The organism is Micromonospora sp. NPDC047756, from assembly GCF_055587245.1.
The window spans coordinates 459,009-474,982 of sequence record NZ_JBVJGQ010000005.1 but is presented as its reverse complement, the minus strand read 5'-3'; the positions used below and the strand labels follow the sequence as shown (position 1 = coordinate 474,982).

Here is a 15,974-nt window from a genome sequence, read left to right as displayed (position 1 = left end):
GATGACAGCAACGGCTGCGATGACAGCAACGGCTGCGATGAGAGCAGCGGCTGGGGCGCGGCGGCTGATTCGTTCGCGACATCAGCTCCAAAGGACAACGACAAGAGGTGCCCAGCAGCGTCGCGCCGGAGACCACACACCCGCACTCGCTGAAGGGCCGGGGCACTCGGCCGCCGGCTCGTCAGCTCGATCGAGCGCATGTCAGCTCCTCCAGCACCCGGGCCAGCGCCCGCACCCCGGCGGCGCAGTCGTCGTCGGTGGCGGCCTCGGCGGGGGAGTGCGAGACGCCGGTCGGGTTGCGCACGAAGAGCATCGCGGTGGGCAGGTGAGCGGCGAACACCCCGGCGTCGTGCCCCGCGCCGGTGGGCAGCACCGGCGCGTCGAGCAGCGTGGCCAGCCGTTCGGCCAACCCGCCGTCGAAGGCGACCACCGGGGTGGCCGACTCCTCGGTGACGGTCACCGTCGTACCGTCGCGGCGGGCCCGCTCGGCGAGCTTGCCGCGTACCGCCTCGACCAGGCCGGTCAGCGTCTCCGGGTCGGCGGCCCGGGCGTCCAACCAGCCGGTCACCTTCGACGGGATCGCGTTGGTGGCGTTGGGCTCGACGGCGACCCGGCCCACCGTGGCGTGCGCGCCGCGCAGCCGGGCCTCCTTGTTGGCCGCCAGCACCGTGAACGCGTAGGTCAGCATCGGATCGCGGCGGTCGGCCATCCGGGTGGTGCCCGCGTGGTTGCCCTCGCCGACGACGTCGAAGCGCCACCGGCCGTGCGGCCAGATCGCGCTGGCCACCGCCACCGGCGCGTCCGTGTCGACGAGCGCGCGGCCCTGTTCGACGTGCAACTCGACGAACGCGCCGAACCGGCCCAGCAACTCCGGACGGGCGCCCGCCGGCCGGTCACCGAGCGCCTCGGCGAAGCTCACCCCGGCCGCGTCGCGCAGGCCGGCCGCGCGTTCGGCCGTCAGCGCCCCGGTGAGCAGCCGCGACCCCAGACACGGTACGCCGAAGCGCGCTCCCTCCTCCTCGACGAAGGCGCCCAGGACCAGCGGCCGGTCGGGGGTGACACCGGCGGCGCGCAGCTCGTCCACGGCGAGGAACGCGCTCACGATGCCGAGCGGCCCGTCGTACGCCCCGCCGTGCGGCACCGAGTCGAAGTGGCTGCCGGTGAGCACCGCGTCGGACGCCTCCGGGTCACCCCAGTGGGCGAAGAGGTTGCCGTTGCCGTCCTCGGTGACCGGCATGGCACGGTGCTCGGCCTGCGCCCGGAACCAGGCGCGCAGCTCGAGCTCCGGCTCGGTCAACGCGTACCGCAGGTAGCCGCCACTGTCGGCGTCCCGCCCGACCGGCGCGATCTCGTCCCACAGCGCCCGGAACCGGGCGGAAAGGTCGTCGCTCACGCGGGGTCACCCTCGGTCATCGGGACCCGGACCCCGGTGCGGCCGGCGACCTCGCGGGCGCTTTCGTAGCCGGCGTCGACGTGCCGGATGACGCCCATCGCCGGGTCGTTGGTGAGCACCCGCTCGATCTTCTGACCGGCGAGAGCGGTGCCGTCGGCCACGCACACCTGCCCGGCGTGGATCGACCGGCCGATGCCCACCCCGCCGCCGTGGTGGATGGACACCCAGGACGCCCCGCTTGCCGTGTTGACCAGGGCGTTGAGCAGCGGCCAGTCGGCGATGGCGTCGGAGCCGTCGGCCATCCCCTCGGTCTCCCGGTACGGGCTCGCGACGCTGCCGGTGTCCAGGTGGTCCCGGCCGATCACCACCGGGGCGGAGAGTTCGCCGGAGGCGACCATGTCGTTGAACCGCACGCCCGCCCGGTCCCGTTCGCCCTGGCCGAGCCAGCAGATCCGGGCCGGCAGGCCCTGGAAGGCGACCCGCTCACCGGCCAGCTTGATCCACCGGGCCAGCGACTCGTTCTCCGGGAACAGGTCGAGGATGGCGCGGTCGGTGGCCGCGATGTCGGCCGGGTCGCCGGAGAGCGCCGCCCACCGGAACGGACCCCTGCCCTCGCAGAACAACGGCCGGATGTACGCGGGCACGAAGCCCGGGAAGTCGAAGGCGCGCTGATAGCCGCCGAGCTGTGCCTCACCCCGGATCGAGTTGCCGTAGTCGAACACCTCGGCGCCCGCGTCGAGGAAGCCGACCATCGCCTCGACGTGGCGCGCCATCGACGCGCGGGCCCGGTCGGTGAACTCGGCCGGCTTCGCGGCGGCGTGGTCCCGGGCCTCGGCCAGCTCCACCCCCACCGGCAGGTACGCCAGTGGGTCGTGCGCGCTGGTCTGGTCGGTCACGATGTCGATCTCGACGCCCCGGTTCAGCAACTCCGGGAAGACCTCGGCGGCGTTGCCGACCACGCCCACGCTCAGGGCCCGGCGCTCCCGCTTCGCGGCGCGGACCCGAGCGATCGCGTCGTCCAGGGAGTCGGCGACCTCATCCAGGTAGCGGTCGTGCACCCGACGGTCGAGCCGGGTGCGGTCCACATCCACGATCAGGCAGACGCCGCCGTTCATGGTGACCGCGAGGGGCTGCGCGCCGCCCATCCCACCGCAGCCGGCGGTCAGCGTCAGCGTGCCGGCCAGAGTGCTGTCGAACCTCTTGGCGGCCACCGCCGCGAACGTCTCGTAGGTGCCCTGGAGGATGCCCTGGGTGCCGATGTAGATCCACGAACCGGCGGTCATCTGCCCGTACATGGTCAGGCCGAGCTGTTCGAGGCGGCGGAACTCCGGCCAGGTCGCCCAGTCGCCGACCAGGTTCGAGTTGGCCAGCAGCACCCGCGGCGCCCACTCGTGGGTGCGCATCACCCCGACCGGACGGCCCGACTGCACCAGCATCGTCTCGTCCTCGCGTAGGTCGGTCAGTGTGCGGACCAACGCGTGGTACGACGGCCAGTCCCGCGCCGCCTTGCCGGTGCCGCCGTAGACCACCAGGTCGTCGGGGCGTTCGGCCACCTCGGGGTCGAGGTTGTTCATCAACATCCGCAGGGCGCCCTCCTGCTGCCACCCGCGGGTGGTGAGCTGGCTGCCCCGTGCGGCACGAATGGGCTGGGTCATCTCTGGTTCTCCTCCGGTCAACCGAGGAACAACTGTCGGCGGGCCGCGGAGGCTTCGAATGCCTCCAGTCGGCGCTGGGTGTCGGCCGGCGTGGCGTCGCAGATCGCCTGCAACAGCACCATGGCCAGGGTCATCGGGGCGGTGTGCAGGTCGAAGACGAGCTGCGTACCGACCGTCGCGGCGAGCACCACGTCGGCGTGCTCGGTGGCGGGGCTGACCGGCGAGTCGGTGATCGCCACCACCGTCAACCCGGCGTGGCGGGCATCGCGCAGCGCGTCCAGGGTTTCCCGGGGGTAGCGGGGCAGCACGAAGGCCAGGACGGCGGACGCCCCGGCTTCGGCCGCCTGCTCCAGGCGGTCGGTGAGCAGGCTGCCGCCGTCGTCGAGGACCCGTACGTCCGGGTGCACCTTCGCCGCGAAGTAGGCGAAGTAGGCGGCCAGCGGCGCGGCGGCGCGCAGGCCGAGCACCGGCAGTGGGCGACTCTCGGCGAGCAGGCGCCCGATCTCGGCGATCCGGTCCCGGTCGGCGAGCTGACCGGCCAGCCGGTCCAGGTTGCCCATCTCCGCGCGTACCGCCTGCTGGAGTTCGTTGCCGGTGTCCGTCGACCCGCCCGGAGTCGAGCCGGTGAGGTCGCGCAGCCGGCGGCGCAGCGCCGGGTAGCCGTCGTGGCCGAGCGCGACGGCGAACCGGGTGACCGACGGCTGACTCACGCCGGCCAGCTCGGCGACCTCGGCGGCGGACAGGTACGCCACGCCGGGGGCGTGCTGCACCAGACAGTGCGCGATGCGCCGCTGGGTGGGGGTGAGCCGCACCCCTTGGAACAGGTCGAGCACCCGGTCAGCGGGGGCCGCGACAGCTCCTTCATTCATGAGCTGACTCTATGCATAGAAACTTTCATAGACAACCACCTCGGGTCACCCCCTGCCCCCCATTCAGCCGTCGCGGCTCGTAACATGCGGGCGGCCAGCGTGAGCAGGATCTGTTCGTCGAGAAGGAGCGTCGTGGTCGCAGTCGAGGACGCCCCGCCCATTCAGACCTCTCGTCCGGCGCCTTCTCCGCGCGTCCGGGCGACGGTCGGTGCGGCGGTGCCGATCATCGCCCTTCTCGGGGCCTTCCTCGTCGTCAACGACATCCGGTCGTGGCTGACCGCCCAGTACTGGGGTGACGAGGCGTGGGTCGCGCTCTCGGTCCGCTTCCCCCTCACCGATCTGCCGGTGACGACCTCGTCCAGCCCGATCGGGTGGAGCTTCCTGCTCCGGCTGGTCCCGGACATCGACCACCTCCGGGTCGTACCCCTGGGTTTCCAACTGCTCACCGTTGTCGCGGCCTACCTACTGGGCCGCTCGCTGGCCTCCGAGCGCACCCGGGGCATCCTCATCGGTGTGGTCAGCGGGCTCACCGTCCTGCTCCTGCCGGTCCAGCAGACCCGCCACGACCTGAAGCAGTACACCGCTGACGCGGCGGTGGCGGTCTGCCTGCTCGCCCTGGCCACCTGGACCGGGCGCTCCTGGTCCCGGCGACGGCTCGCGGTGGTGGTGGTCGCTGTGGGTCTAGGCATGCTGCTGAGTCACACCACCGCCATCGTCGCGGTCTCTGTGCTCGGCGGCCTGCTGCTCTCCGTCGCCGTCCGTCGGGAGTGGGCGAGGACGGTCGAGGCGACCGTCGCCGGCCTGGTCGCCGGCGCACTCGCCGCGGCCGTCTACTTCGGAGTGTCCGCCCGGGGCAACAGCGATGCCATGCGGGACTACTGGGACGACTTCCTCCCGAGCCTCTCCGAACTGCCCGGACACCTCGTACGGCAGACCAAGGCCCTGTCACCCTTGCTCGGCGCACCCGTGCCGATCCTCGCCGTGCTGCTCGTGCTCGGCGTCGTCACGCTGTTCCGTTGCGGACGCACCGCCCCGGCGATCGCCGTCCTCCTGCTGCCGGTGGCGGCCAGCGGGCTGGGTGTCGCGGGGATCTACCCGCTGCTCGACCCGCGCACGTCCCACTTCCTGATCGTGGTGGCGGGCCTGGTGGTCGGCATCGGCATCGTCGGTCTGGCCGACCTGACCGTCGCCCTGGTCCGCCGCGGGCTGCCCCGGCTGGCACCGGGCGTGGTGGCCGCCGTCACCTGCGCCGTCCTGCTCGCCAGCTTCGCCGCAGTCAACCACCGCTGGTACCGCCTGGACGGCGACGAGCCCGGGGTCTGGACGGCACACCAGGCCATCACCGACATCGGGTCGTCGACCCGGTACGTCGCGGCGCACAAGGGGCCGCACGATCTCGTCGTGGTCAGCGGGCCCGCCTGGTTCGGGTTCACGCTCTACTCCGACCGGGATCCACTGGAGTTGGTCGCGCCGGTCGATGGCACCGTCGGTTGGACAGTCACCATGCCCACCCGCGCCGATGTGATCCTCCCGAAAGCCGCCGACGCGCCGTCCATCAAGGACGCTCTCGACGAGATTCTGGCCCGGGCCGCGAAACAGCCGCCCGGCTCCCGGGTCTGGCTGGTCCGCGCGTACACCCACCCGAGCGAGCCGGTGTGGCAGGCGGCGCTCGCCGACTATCGCGTGGAACGCGTCACGTCCGGACCGGAGCCGGTGGTCGTGATCAGCGAAAGGTGACGGCGACGACGAGTTGACGGGTGACCGCCAGGCGACTGACTGTGCCACCGGTCGGTACCATGCGGCTGGCGGTCGAGCGGAGGAGTTGGCATGCAGCCGGAAGGCCCCTACAGGTTCACCCACTTGCTGGGCGGTTCACCGGTGGGCAAAGCCTGGGCCGCCATCGACGAGCAGGGCCGGTTCGTGAGCGTGGCCGTGCTGGACGCGACGGTTGCCGCCGCCCCCGGGTGGCGGGAGGCGTTCGCCGAGGTCGCGAACGCGCTCGCCCAGTCGCCCGACGGACCCCCGATCACATACGCCGACTTCTCTGCCGCCGCGCCCTGGGTGGCGTACGCCGCCGAGGCCGGACCCGCCCCGGAGAAGCTGTTCCGCGCGCTCGGCGTGGAGTACCAACCGGTGCCCGCAGCCCCCCGACCAGTCTCCGCCCCTCCCCAGCCGGTGTCCGGCGTGCCGCACCCCGTGTCGGGCGTGCCGCAACCGGTGTCCGGTGTGCCGCAACCGGTGTCCGGCGTGCCGCAACCCGTGTCGGGTGCGCCGCAGCCGGTCGTCGACATGCCGCACGCCCCGTGGGCGGTGCAGTCGGCGGCGATCCCGAACCAGCCGCCCGCCCACCCCGTCTCGGCCGCGCCGGCGTCGGGCGCACCCGCCTCGCCCGCCGGCCCGGTCGGCCACGACGTCGCTCCGACGCCGGCCACCGTGTCGGGCCCGCCGGCCGACGTGCCCCCGTTCGACCCGTACGCCGCCCCCGTACGGCGGATCAAGCCCTCGGCGCCACCCAAGCGGCGTACCGGCCTCTGGGCGGGTGTGGCCGCGCTGGCCCTGGTGGCCGTGGTCGGTGGTGGTGCCGGCATCTACGCCCTCAGCTCGGATGAGCCCGCCGAACCGGACGCCCCGCCGACCGTCACCGCCAGCGGCTTCCCCGCCGCGACCCCGCTCGCCCCCGGCCTCAAGCCCTGGGCGCAGGCCGCCCTGCGCAGCCCCGAGGAGCGGGCACTGGCCGTCGCCGGGCCGTCCATGGTCTTCGTGGAGGTCGTGTTCACCGGGTACGTCCGCAACAAGGCCGGCGGTGCCCTGCTGGACAAGGCCCCGGTGACCTTCAGCCGGCGCTGTAGCGGCGTGGTCGTCCAACACGAGGGGTACGTCCTTAGCAACAGCCAGTGCGTGCAACCCACCCCGGACGTCCTGGTCGGGAGCGCCCTGAACGCCGTGGCCAACCGGCTCGTCGCCGAGGGCGGCCTGCAGGCCAAGGACATCAGCACCTGGACCCGCAGTCGGTTGAGCACCTCCGTCCTGACCGGCGCGAACGCCGGCGACCAACCGGAGACCCGGCTGTACGGGCAGCTCAACATCGCCAAGGGCGAGGTGACGGACAGCCCGGCGATCGCCGGCACCGTCGTGCGGGCCCTTCCGATCGAGGCGGGGAACGTCGCCCTGATCAAGCTGGAGCAGAAGAACCTGCCCACGGCAGAGCTGAACACGTCGGCCAGCATCGGCCCGGAGACCTCACTGCTCGTTCTGGGCTACGGCACCACCGACACCAGCTTCCGCGCCGCCACCTACACGGTGCTGTCGAAGACGGCGGCCGTGACCGGGGTCGACACCTCGACACCGCTGAACCCGTACCGGATCAACGAGGATCTCGGGCTCTACTCGCGGGGCGGGATCGCCATCGACCCGAGCGGCCGGGTGGTGGGCATGTTGGACAACGACGTTCTGCGGCCCGACAAGGCGAACCGCCTCGTCGTGCCGGTCTCCGCCATGACCGCCCTCCTCCAGGCTGCCGGCGTCACGAACGCGCTCGGCAAGGGCGACAACCAGTACCGCAGCGGCCTCGACGCGTACTTCGCCGGTGACGAGTCGAAGGCCATCGCCCAGTTCGACGAGGCCGCGCGGAACTCTCCGACCAACCTGCTGGCCCACTCGTACCGGCAGGCGGCCGTCGACAGCCGGGGGCCGGGCGACGATTCAGGCGGGTCGGGCTGGGCCGTGCCGGTGATCGCCGCGGCCGGAGGCGCGCTCGCTGTCGCCGTCGTGGGTGCCGTGGTGATGCTCCTGGCGCGGCGGCGCAACAGCCGTTTCTAGTGCGTCTGAGCGGCACCCGGCCGAGCCGCCACGCCGCTGGCGGCCCGCGCGGAACCGCCGATCCGGGTGCCGGTCAACCACGGGCCCAGCGGCGTGCTGATGACGATCCACGCGAACACCCAGGGGACCACGAGAGCGGCGACCAGGTCGACCACCCGGCCGGCCCTCGGCGTCTGGAGGACCCACAGGATGCCCGCGTGACTGAGCACGACGGCGATGCCGCAGCCGGCCAGTCGACTGATCACCCGCGACGCCCGCGCGCCGATGCGCAGGTCGAGTTCCTCCGCGAGCCGGATGAGACCGACGCTGATCAGGATCGCGGTCAGCACCCCCAGCACCGGAGAGCCGAAGTCGCCGGCCTTGAGGTCCAGGTCCCGGTTGAGACCCAGCAGCACGAAGCCGACCCCGATCGAGAGTGACGCCGCACCGGCGCTGGCCGGAAGACGCGGGCGGAGCCGCCGCAGCAGCCGCCCGGCCAGCACGAAGACCAGGCACGCCGGGACCAGGAAGAGCCCGAGTGGGCCGGCGGTGACAACGCTGGGCGCGAGGTACGCCGTGACCAGGCCGGCCACCGCGACCGTCCAGGCGACCGCGGCGGGGAACCGCTCCAGCCACCGGAACGCGACCGCCGCGATGAAGAGCACCGAGACGAACCAGAAGGCGGAGAACGGTCGGACCGCGGCCGTGCCGCCGTAGAGCGCGTCACCGAACGTCCCCGGCGCGACCTGACCCGTCGCGGCGTCCGCGGCGAGCAGTGCCGCGACCAGGATGAGGAACCACACCACGTAGGGCACGCCCAGGCTCGTCCACCGCTTGCGCAGCTCACCGCCGAGCGGCCGACCGGGCGACCAGAAGTAGCCGGTCAGGACGAAGAACACGGGAACGTGCCAGGTGTAGATGGACGCCCGGGTCAGATCGTCGCTCCAGACGTGGCCCACGACCACCGCGGCGATCCCGACAATCCGGAGGAGGTCGACACCGGCGGAGCGGTTACCCGCCGCCGGTGTCGTGCTCGTTGCGGCCATGGCCGGCATCATTTCAGACAGCGGCACCGACCCACGCCTCGGATCAGCACCGGTTCGGCCGAAGGTCGTGCCGGCGCCGTCGGGTACGCCGCATCGCCTAATCTGGGGCACGACACGCTGCCCACACTGTGGAGGTTCCCGGGTGTCTCGTCCCCACCCTCCGTGGGCCCGTCTCCGATCGGTGCCCCGACCGGCCTGGATCGGCTTCGGGGTGATCGTCCTGCTCCTGGCGGCCGTCCCCGTGCTCGGTTGGTGGCCGACGAGGACCGGCGCACCGGACGCGGCCTGGTCGGCAGCCGACGTCGACACCCCGCCGCCTGTCGCGCCGATAGACGGCACCGCCTGTGCCGCCAACGCGCACGGGATGGCCGGCTTCACCCCGGTCAGCGCACTCGACCTGCCCGAGCGGATCGACCCCAGGAGACCTCCGGCCCTCCTGTTCGACCGGGCCGCCACGGTGGCCGGCGGGTTCGACCGGATCGGCTACTGCCTGGAGTTGACCGGCCCCACCGGTACGCAGTGGGTGTGGACGGCCATGTCCCCGTTCACGACCGACGCCCGACGCCTCGGCCTGCCGACCCGGGCCGGTCAGATCGTCCGCCAACGGATCGCCGATCTGGAGGTCGCCACCAACGCGCCGGGCCTGGCCACCGGCACCGGCCTCACGGGCTATCTGGAGATGTGGCCGAACAAGTACGGGCCGGTCAACTCCGGCCAGGTCCCCGGCGCCACCACCGACCGGTACGACGCCGACGACGACGTGTACTCGTCGATCGGGTACGGCTCCTTCCAGGTGCACACGATCGCTGCCACCCGCCCGGCAGCGGCGGCCCCGCAGACGGTCCTCGCGGTCAACGGCTTCACCTCGGACGCCCAGCCGCTGTCGGTGGGCATCGGGACCGCCCCCACCGGTCAGCCCGACTGGACGGCCGCCGACAACGCCGGCACGTACACCCAACGTCGGCTGACGGTCTACGCCCGGGCCTCGGTCCTCACCGTCGGTCAGCATCCCCGGGATCGGCAGCTGTACCCCCGGGACGCGGCCGGCGGCGCTGTCGTGCCGGTGGCGGGGAAGGCTACCGACCCGCGCGTGCGCGCCGTACGCCTCAAGGTCGTCAGCGGGGCCGACGGCTGGGACGAGACGGTGCCCATCGGTGCCGGCGGTGAGTTCGCCTTCCGGCAGCGGATCACCGCCGCGCTTCGGGAGTACCGATTCGAGTTGCACGTGCTCGGCGACGGCGTCGCCCGACGGGCGGCCCTGTGGGAGGGCGTGGTGTCCGGCGACGTGTACGTCATCCAGGGCCAGTCCAACGCGGTGGCGGCCAGTCACCGGGGCTCGTCGATCGGCGAGGAGTCCCCGTACGTGCGCAGTTTCGGCTCGACCACCGGGGACCGGGTCCTCTCCGGCGCGGACCGTACCTGGAACTACGCCGTCTCGGGTACGGTCCGGCAGCCCGGCTCGGTCGGCCAGTGGGGGATCCGGGCGGCCCACCGACTCATGGACACCTACCAGGTGCCGGTAGCCGTGATCAACGGCGCGGAGAGCAGCAAGGTCGTGTCGTTCTTCCAACGCAACGACGGCAACCCCGGTGACCTGCGCACCAACTACGGCCGCTTGCGGCAACGACTCAGCGCCGCGAACGTCATCGGCGAGGTCCGGGCGGTGTTCTGGTACCAGGGTGAGGCCGACAACAACGACGCCGCCGGTCACGTCGCCGGGTTCACCGCGCTGTTGACCGACTGGCGTCGGGAGGTCGGTTTCCGGACCGCCGGCGGCACCCGGTACTACGTCGTCCAGGTCGGCAGCTCACCGTGCGGGAACACCTCCGGCGGCCCGTTGCGTGAGGCCCAACGACGGCTGGCCGACACCCTGAAGGTGACGGTGCTGTCGACGACGGCCCTGTCGGGCCGGGAAGGCTGCCACTTCGCCTGGGAACAGGGCTACCGCGAGTTGGGCGATCAGGCGTTCGCCGCGTTGGCCCGAGACATCCACCGCGGTCCCAGCGAGGGCGTGTCTGCTCCGAACCCTCGGTCGGCCGCCTTCACCGACGCTCGGCGTACCCAGGTGGTGGTTCAGCTCCGTAGCGTCGACCCGCTGACGGTCCGGGCCGGCGCGGGCACCGACTTCACGATCGACGGCAGCAGCGCCACCGTCACCGCCGTCGAGTACCGCGAGGGAGGGCGACTCGTGCTGAGCCTTTCCGGCCCGGCCGACGGCGCGACCGGGCTGAGTTACCGGGGCGACGCCGGGCCCTGGTGCGTCAACGCCACCGGGGTCGGCCTGCTGGCCTTCCAAGGGCTTCCGATCGCCGGCGGGTAGTGATCCCGCTTGGCAGCGGCTCGGTCGGGCACCGGGGACCGCGGGGCAGGGCTTGCGGTCAGCGGATTCAGTTGAACGCGGCGGCCCGGCTGTCCTGCCGGCCGATGAGTCGACGGAGCCCGGCCAGGGGTGCCGGCCGGTCTACCAGGTCCACCGGCCCTGGTGTCGGAGTGCGCGCGGGTGGCGCGGACACCGACGCGGTGAGGACCAGCAGCACAACGATCCAGGTCAGCCCGTCCACCGACAGTGGGTTCCAGACGACCTCGGTGAACGAGTAGACGATGAGAAGCACAAGCGGCGCCTTGGCGGCGAACGCCTGCCCGTCCTCGACGCTCCGGTGCATCAGGGTGGCCATCCAGAGGCCGAACAGGGTCAGTGCGACCAAACCGCCGGAGAAGATGACCAGGACGTACCCGGAGTGGAAGAAGTGGGTGGGTGCCGCTCCTATGTCCTGGAGGTGAAACCACTTCGAGACGCCGACGCCGACGGCCTCCCGACCGCTCAGGTAGTCGCGGGCGGCGACCCAGATGTTGCCCCGGTTGCTCAGCGTGGTCTTCGACGCGCTCCACGTCAGGTATGTGGCGGCTGTCAGCGCGCCGATGACGAGCGCGACGCAGATCGCGAAGGGGATCCGCATGCTCGGTCGTAGACGCTGTACGAGCAGTGCGGCCAGCACCCAGGCGCATACCGCCCCGACGGCCAGGTAGCTGGTGCGGGAGCCGGTGGCGACGATCACCAACAGGCAGAACGACGTCGTCACCACCAGCTCAAGGCGGCGCATCGCGCAGAACGCGGCCACCAGCGTGAAGGACGCGAGCATGGCCACGTAGTTCTCGGAGTTGTAGAAGCTCTTGAACAGCGCCCCGGCCAACGAGCACTTTTCCAGCTTCCCGCCGGTACAGATCCGCCACGACTGGTCGTACACGGCGGTCGGGATGGTCAGCAGCGCCAGGACCGCCAGCCCGGTATAGGCCATCGCGCGGACGCTTACCGCGGTGCGGGCAGCCATCAACCAGATGGCGAGCAGCACGAGCGCGGCCGCCGAGTAGGCCGGCAGCCGTGAACCGTAGAACCCGTTCCCGGTAAGGGCGTCGACGCCGACGGACCAGACCAGCAGCGCGCCGGCCATCGCGATCGAGATCCGCAGCCACACGTCGGAAGGTCCGCGCAGAATCGCCCGGCCGGAGAACACCAGCCAGGCCAGCAGAGCGATCAGCAGAACGCCGATGAGCACCGAGCTGTGGCTGCCGACGAGCGCGGGCGCCGCGTTGGTGAGCACGGCGAATCCGACCAGAGCAGCCGCGGTCGCACGGTCGCCGAAGGCAGCGGCGATGTCCCGCCGGATCCGGACCAACCACAGGGCTACCGCGATGCCACCGACGGTCAGTAGGACACCGAAGATGGTGGTCACGTCAGACCCTTTCTCGGTCAGCTGCCGATGCCGCCTCAGCTTCGGTGTCGCGGGGCGGGTCGCGCCGCAGGGCAGCGACGAGGCACCCCCACAGCAGCACGGCGAGCAGAGCGTCGCACACCAGACTCGACACCACCGCACCCTGCCACCCGTACGCCGGGATCAGCCAGACGTTCAGGCCGGCGTTGACCACGCCGACCGCAATCTGGGCCACGGTCCGGCGTCCCTGCATACGGGCACCGGACAGCGTATCGGCGGCGAGGTAGTGGATCGCCTTCAGCACCAGCAGTGCGCTCAGGCCCTGCAAGGCGAGGGTGGCGGCCTCGTACTCGGGGCCGAAGACCAGGGGCATCATCCAGGCGAACGCGACGAGGAGAAGGGATGCCGGCACGCTGAACGCCAGGTAGCGCGGCAGCAGCTTGCGCGTGAGCCGCAGTGCGGCTCGAGGGCCGTTACGTCCCGCCTCGAAAAAGTTGGGGTACGCGACAGCCGCCATCGACCGGGCGGGCGTGTACGCGAAGTCGACGACCCGGTACGCCGCGGCGTAGATGGCCGCGCTCTCCGTGGTGCCCAGCTTGGAGAGCATCACCTTGTCGAGATCGTTGTACACGGTCTGGGCGGACAGACCCACCGCGAACAGCATGCCGGTCCGCGCCTGCGCCAAGGATCCCCGGACTTCCAGTGGAGTCCGACCTGACCCGCGGAGGCCACCCAGGACCACTGCCACGCACACCACCGTCGACAGCACTACCGAGGTCACGGCCCAGGCGTGCAGGGTGACCGGTCCGGCAGTCGCGGCCAGCACGATGACCCCGACCAACCGGGCGACCTGGAGCAACGCGGGGATGACGGAGGCGAGCAGGATCCGACCCCGGGCCTGGACCGAGGCGGCCACCGCCTCGATGAGGCGCCAGGCCACCAGGTCGGCGAAGGCCAGACAGAACAGGTCGATCAGGCTCGCCTGCGCGCCCCAGATCAGCGCGCCCGCCGCGGCGACGAGCACTGTCGCACCAGCCCCGAACACCACCGACAGCAGCAGCCCCCGGGCCAGGTGGCGGGCCCATTCGGCAGGCGCGTCGGCGTGGCTCTGGAAGATCAGGCTCGGTGCGCCGGCCGACGCGAAGGGCGAGATGACCGCCACCAGGGCCGTGATGCCGACGAAGAGACCGTACGTGTCAATGGGCATCTCCCGCGCCAGCAGCACGAAGAGTGCTCCCTGGGCGAGAGTCCGCAGCAGGGTTCCGACGAAGAACCTGCCGGACTTGCGAAGGAAGGCGTCACCGCGGCGGGGTGCCCGATGGCGTGGTGACGCGCTGCGATCCGGTTCGCCCGAAAGGTCGACTGTTCCTTGGGCGAGGGTCATCGTCGTACCGCCTCCACCCACTGTCGGCTGATCCCGGCCGGATCGAAGGCGACCGAGCGGGCGTGCCAGGCCTTCTCGAACTCCACGGGACCGGGCCGGCCGAAACCCGTCAGGTGCCTGATCGCCTCGGCGAGCGCGGTGGGGGTCGGGGTCGTCGCCAGCGCGCCGGGCACCAGGTCCGGCACCATCTCGTCGACGGCGGACACGGGCATCGCGGCGACGGGCAGCCCCACTTCGGCTGCCTCCACGAGGCTGAATCCGAAGGTCTCCGCCAGTGACGGGTGAACGAGCAGGTCGGCGTCGGTCAGCAGCCCGCGGACGTCGGGGATCCGGCCGAGGAAGGTCACCCGATCCGCCAGGCCGCGCTCGCGCGCCCGGGTCTCCAGCAGTGTCCGCTCCTCGCCGTCGCCGGCGAGGGTGAGGTGGTATGCGGTGGGCAGTTCCGCGAGCGCGTCGATGGCGCACAGGTGGTTCTTCAGGGGGCGGAGCGCGCCGGTGGTGACCAGCCGGATCCTCGTCGGATCGGCGACTGGCCGGGGCGGGACGAAGGGCGCGGTCGGCACCGGGTTGGGGATCGTGACCACGCGCGACCCGGAGTGGAGATCGCGTACCGTCCGGGCGACGCCGTCGGACACGGCCACGACGAGCCGCGGCCGGAGGGCACCGAACCCGGACGCGCGGGCGAGCATCCGTACCCGACGGTCGGCCCGCATTCGCTCGGGCAGCAGCGAGTGCTCCCAGGCGATGAAGGTCCGAGATGAGCCAGCCAGAGCCGCTCCGACGGGCACGCTGCCCCACAAACCGCTGGCGACGACCGCCACGTCCGGGGGCAGGCTCCGCAGCCGGCGGCGCAGCGGGGGTACGGCCTCCACCAGCCGGGTGAGCCGCGACCCGAGGTCCAGGGTGTCGATACGGAGATCGTCGAGCCCGTGCGGAACTCCCCGGGACAGAACGGTCGCGGACACCTCCACGCCGTGACGTGCGAGCCCGCGCATCACCAGGACTGCGGCGCGCTCCATGCCGTAGTACGGCTCGAGCTGCGGCAGTACGAAGTGCAGACGCATCAGTGTGGCCGTTCGGTCTAGAGTGGTCGAGAGGGGCTGCTGGGGGCCTTCGACTTGCGCATGGCGACCCTTTCCAGGGTCGACCGGGGTACGAGCCCGAGCGCCGCCAGCACCGCGTTCCGGGCGGACGGAGGCGAGTTGCGGCGGATCGCCCGCACCATCTCCCGTACGCCCTCCCGGTCCCGGGCCTGGAGAGCGTAGCGGAGGGTCTGGGCCGCGATGAAGTCCGAGAAGGTCCCCGGTGCCCACACTCCCTCCCAGCGCTGAGCCCAGTGCCACGAGGTACGCCAGTCGGCGCCGGCCGAGATCGACCCGGGGCTGCCCACCGTGTAGACGGCCGTCGCCTCCTCCACCTGGACGATCTTCACCCGCGGCAGCCGGGCGACCCGGACCAGCCAGTCCCAGTCCTGGTGGCGGGGGAGCGTCTCGTCCCAGCGGCACTCGGTCGCCAACTCGTACGTCGTCAGGAGCGTCGACGTGGGCAGCGACTGCCGGCCGATGCCCAGGTGACGGCGGCGGAACAGGTAGTCCTCCGGCAGCATGCCGTCCGGGATCACCTCGGCGGGTGCCGGCGCCGGCAGCGGCTCCGCGCCGTCCTTGCGTTGCAGGATCCGGGACGACACGACGGGGCGGAACCCGGCCGCCGCGACCCGCTCGAGCGCGGGAACCTGTGCCGCCAGCTTGGTCGGCAGCCAGGTGTCGTCGTCGTCGAGGAACGCGACGTGGCTGCCCGGGATGGCGTGGGTGACTCCGAGGTTGCGGGCGTACGACCCGCGCCGGCCGCCGCCGGTGCAGACCACCCGGTCGATGTGCTGCCCCAGGTTCCGCACCGTCTGCGGCACCTCCGGGGTGTCACAGACGACCACGATGTGTACGGATGTGCCCTGCTGGGATCGGGCGGAGAGCACCGCGTCGGCGATGCTGGGGCGGCCGGTGGTGGGGATCACGACGGATACGTTCGGCATTGCGTTCTCCATGCGTTGGGGGTACGACCGGCACACGGCCGCCGGGCACGGCCGTGGCCGTACCCGGCGGTGTGCCGGTGCGTGGGCGGA

The 15,974-nt window shown here is 71.9% G+C and carries 11 protein-coding genes; 3 read left to right on the top strand and 8 right to left on the bottom strand.

Annotated elements, in window-relative coordinates:
• Positions 1-181 precede the first annotated feature (181 nt).
• The 3 genes from ACZ6NZ_RS18870 to ACZ6NZ_RS18860 are packed head-to-tail and all read right to left on the bottom strand — an operon-like array spanning position 182 to position 3,917.
• The gene (locus ACZ6NZ_RS18870) at positions 182-1,393 is read right to left on the bottom strand and encodes an allantoate amidohydrolase (RefSeq protein WP_465859309.1); all 1,212 of its coding nucleotides are present in this window, start codon (positions 1,391-1,393) and stop codon (positions 182-184) included.
• On the bottom strand, positions 1,390-3,048 hold the full coding sequence (gene hutU, locus ACZ6NZ_RS18865) for a urocanate hydratase (protein ID WP_465859307.1): 1,659 nt from the start codon (positions 3,046-3,048) through the stop codon (positions 1,390-1,392). Before hutU ends, ACZ6NZ_RS18870 begins: the two co-directional genes overlap by 4 nt.
• A gap of 17 nt (positions 3,049-3,065) precedes the next feature.
• Positions 3,066-3,917, bottom strand: coding sequence for a MurR/RpiR family transcriptional regulator (locus tag ACZ6NZ_RS18860; RefSeq protein WP_465859305.1), 852 nt, complete (start codon positions 3,915-3,917; stop codon positions 3,066-3,068).
• 132 nt (positions 3,918-4,049) lie between these two features.
• On the opposite strand from ACZ6NZ_RS18860, the gene ACZ6NZ_RS18855 reads away from it, so the two are divergent.
• Both ACZ6NZ_RS18855 and ACZ6NZ_RS18850 read left to right on the top strand, forming a co-directional pair.
• Positions 4,050-5,654, top strand: a complete 1,605-nt coding sequence (locus tag ACZ6NZ_RS18855; RefSeq protein WP_465859303.1) for a DUF6541 family protein — start codon at positions 4,050-4,052, stop codon at positions 5,652-5,654.
• A 90-nt stretch (positions 5,655-5,744) separates the two neighbouring features.
• A complete protein-coding gene (locus ACZ6NZ_RS18850) occupies positions 5,745-7,736 on the top strand; it encodes a trypsin-like peptidase domain-containing protein (RefSeq protein ID WP_465859301.1) in 1,992 nt (663 codons plus the stop codon).
• Here the strand turns inward: ACZ6NZ_RS18850 and ACZ6NZ_RS18845 are convergent.
• Positions 7,733-8,761 (bottom strand): acyltransferase family protein, encoded by a 1,029-nt coding sequence (locus tag ACZ6NZ_RS18845; protein WP_465859299.1) that lies wholly within the window; start codon positions 8,759-8,761, stop codon positions 7,733-7,735. The two genes, ACZ6NZ_RS18850 and ACZ6NZ_RS18845, sit on opposite strands and share 4 nt — an antisense overlap.
• 181 nt (positions 8,762-8,942) lie before the next feature.
• Here ACZ6NZ_RS18845 and ACZ6NZ_RS18840 point away from each other — a divergent pair, with 181 nt between their 5' ends.
• Positions 8,943-11,081 carry a sialate O-acetylesterase gene (locus ACZ6NZ_RS18840; protein ID WP_465859297.1) on the top strand — a complete coding sequence of 713 codons (2,139 nt, stop codon included), beginning with the start codon at positions 8,943-8,945 and terminating at the stop codon, positions 11,079-11,081.
• 67 nt (positions 11,082-11,148) lie between these two features.
• On the opposite strand, the gene ACZ6NZ_RS18835 is transcribed toward ACZ6NZ_RS18840, so the two are convergent.
• Genes ACZ6NZ_RS18835 through ACZ6NZ_RS18820 form a run of 4 tightly spaced genes read right to left on the bottom strand, consistent with a single transcriptional unit; the run spans position 11,149 to position 15,884 of the window.
• Entirely contained in the window at positions 11,149-12,492 is a 1,344-nt protein-coding gene (locus ACZ6NZ_RS18835) for an O-antigen ligase family protein (RefSeq protein ID WP_465859295.1), read from the bottom strand.
• A gap of 1 nt (position 12,493) precedes the next feature.
• Entirely contained in the window at positions 12,494-13,855 is a 1,362-nt protein-coding gene (locus tag ACZ6NZ_RS18830; RefSeq protein ID WP_465859293.1) for a lipopolysaccharide biosynthesis protein, read from the bottom strand.
• Positions 13,852-14,919 carry a glycosyltransferase gene (locus ACZ6NZ_RS18825; RefSeq protein WP_465859292.1) on the bottom strand — a complete coding sequence of 356 codons (1,068 nt, stop codon included), beginning with the start codon at positions 14,917-14,919 and terminating at the stop codon, positions 13,852-13,854. Before ACZ6NZ_RS18825 ends, ACZ6NZ_RS18830 begins: the two co-directional genes overlap by 4 nt.
• A gap of 17 nt (positions 14,920-14,936) precedes the next feature.
• Positions 14,937-15,884 (bottom strand): glycosyltransferase family 2 protein, encoded by a 948-nt coding sequence (locus tag ACZ6NZ_RS18820; protein WP_465859290.1) that lies wholly within the window; start codon positions 15,882-15,884, stop codon positions 14,937-14,939.
• Between the last annotated feature and the right edge of the window lie 90 nt (positions 15,885-15,974).

Bases quoted from the DNA above. Each gene is read 5' to 3' on its own strand.
- ACZ6NZ_RS18820 (WP_465859290.1), bottom strand. From the start codon at position 15,884: ATGCCGAACGTATCCGTCGTGATCCCCACCACCGGCCGCCCCAGCATC.
- ACZ6NZ_RS18830 (WP_465859293.1), bottom strand. From the start codon at position 13,855: ATGACCCTCGCCCAAGGAACAGTCGACCTTTCGGGCGAACCGGATCGC.
- ACZ6NZ_RS18850 (WP_465859301.1), top strand. From the start codon at position 5,745: ATGCAGCCGGAAGGCCCCTACAGGTTCACCCACTTGCTGGGCGGTTCA.
- hutU (WP_465859307.1), bottom strand. From the start codon at position 3,048: ATGACCCAGCCCATTCGTGCCGCACGGGGCAGCCAGCTCACCACCCGC.
- ACZ6NZ_RS18845 (WP_465859299.1), bottom strand. From the start codon at position 8,761: ATGGCCGCAACGAGCACGACACCGGCGGCGGGTAACCGCTCCGCCGGT.
- ACZ6NZ_RS18825 (WP_465859292.1), bottom strand. From the start codon at position 14,919: ATGCGTCTGCACTTCGTACTGCCGCAGCTCGAGCCGTACTACGGCATG.
- ACZ6NZ_RS18860 (WP_465859305.1), bottom strand. From the start codon at position 3,917: ATGAATGAAGGAGCTGTCGCGGCCCCCGCTGACCGGGTGCTCGACCTG.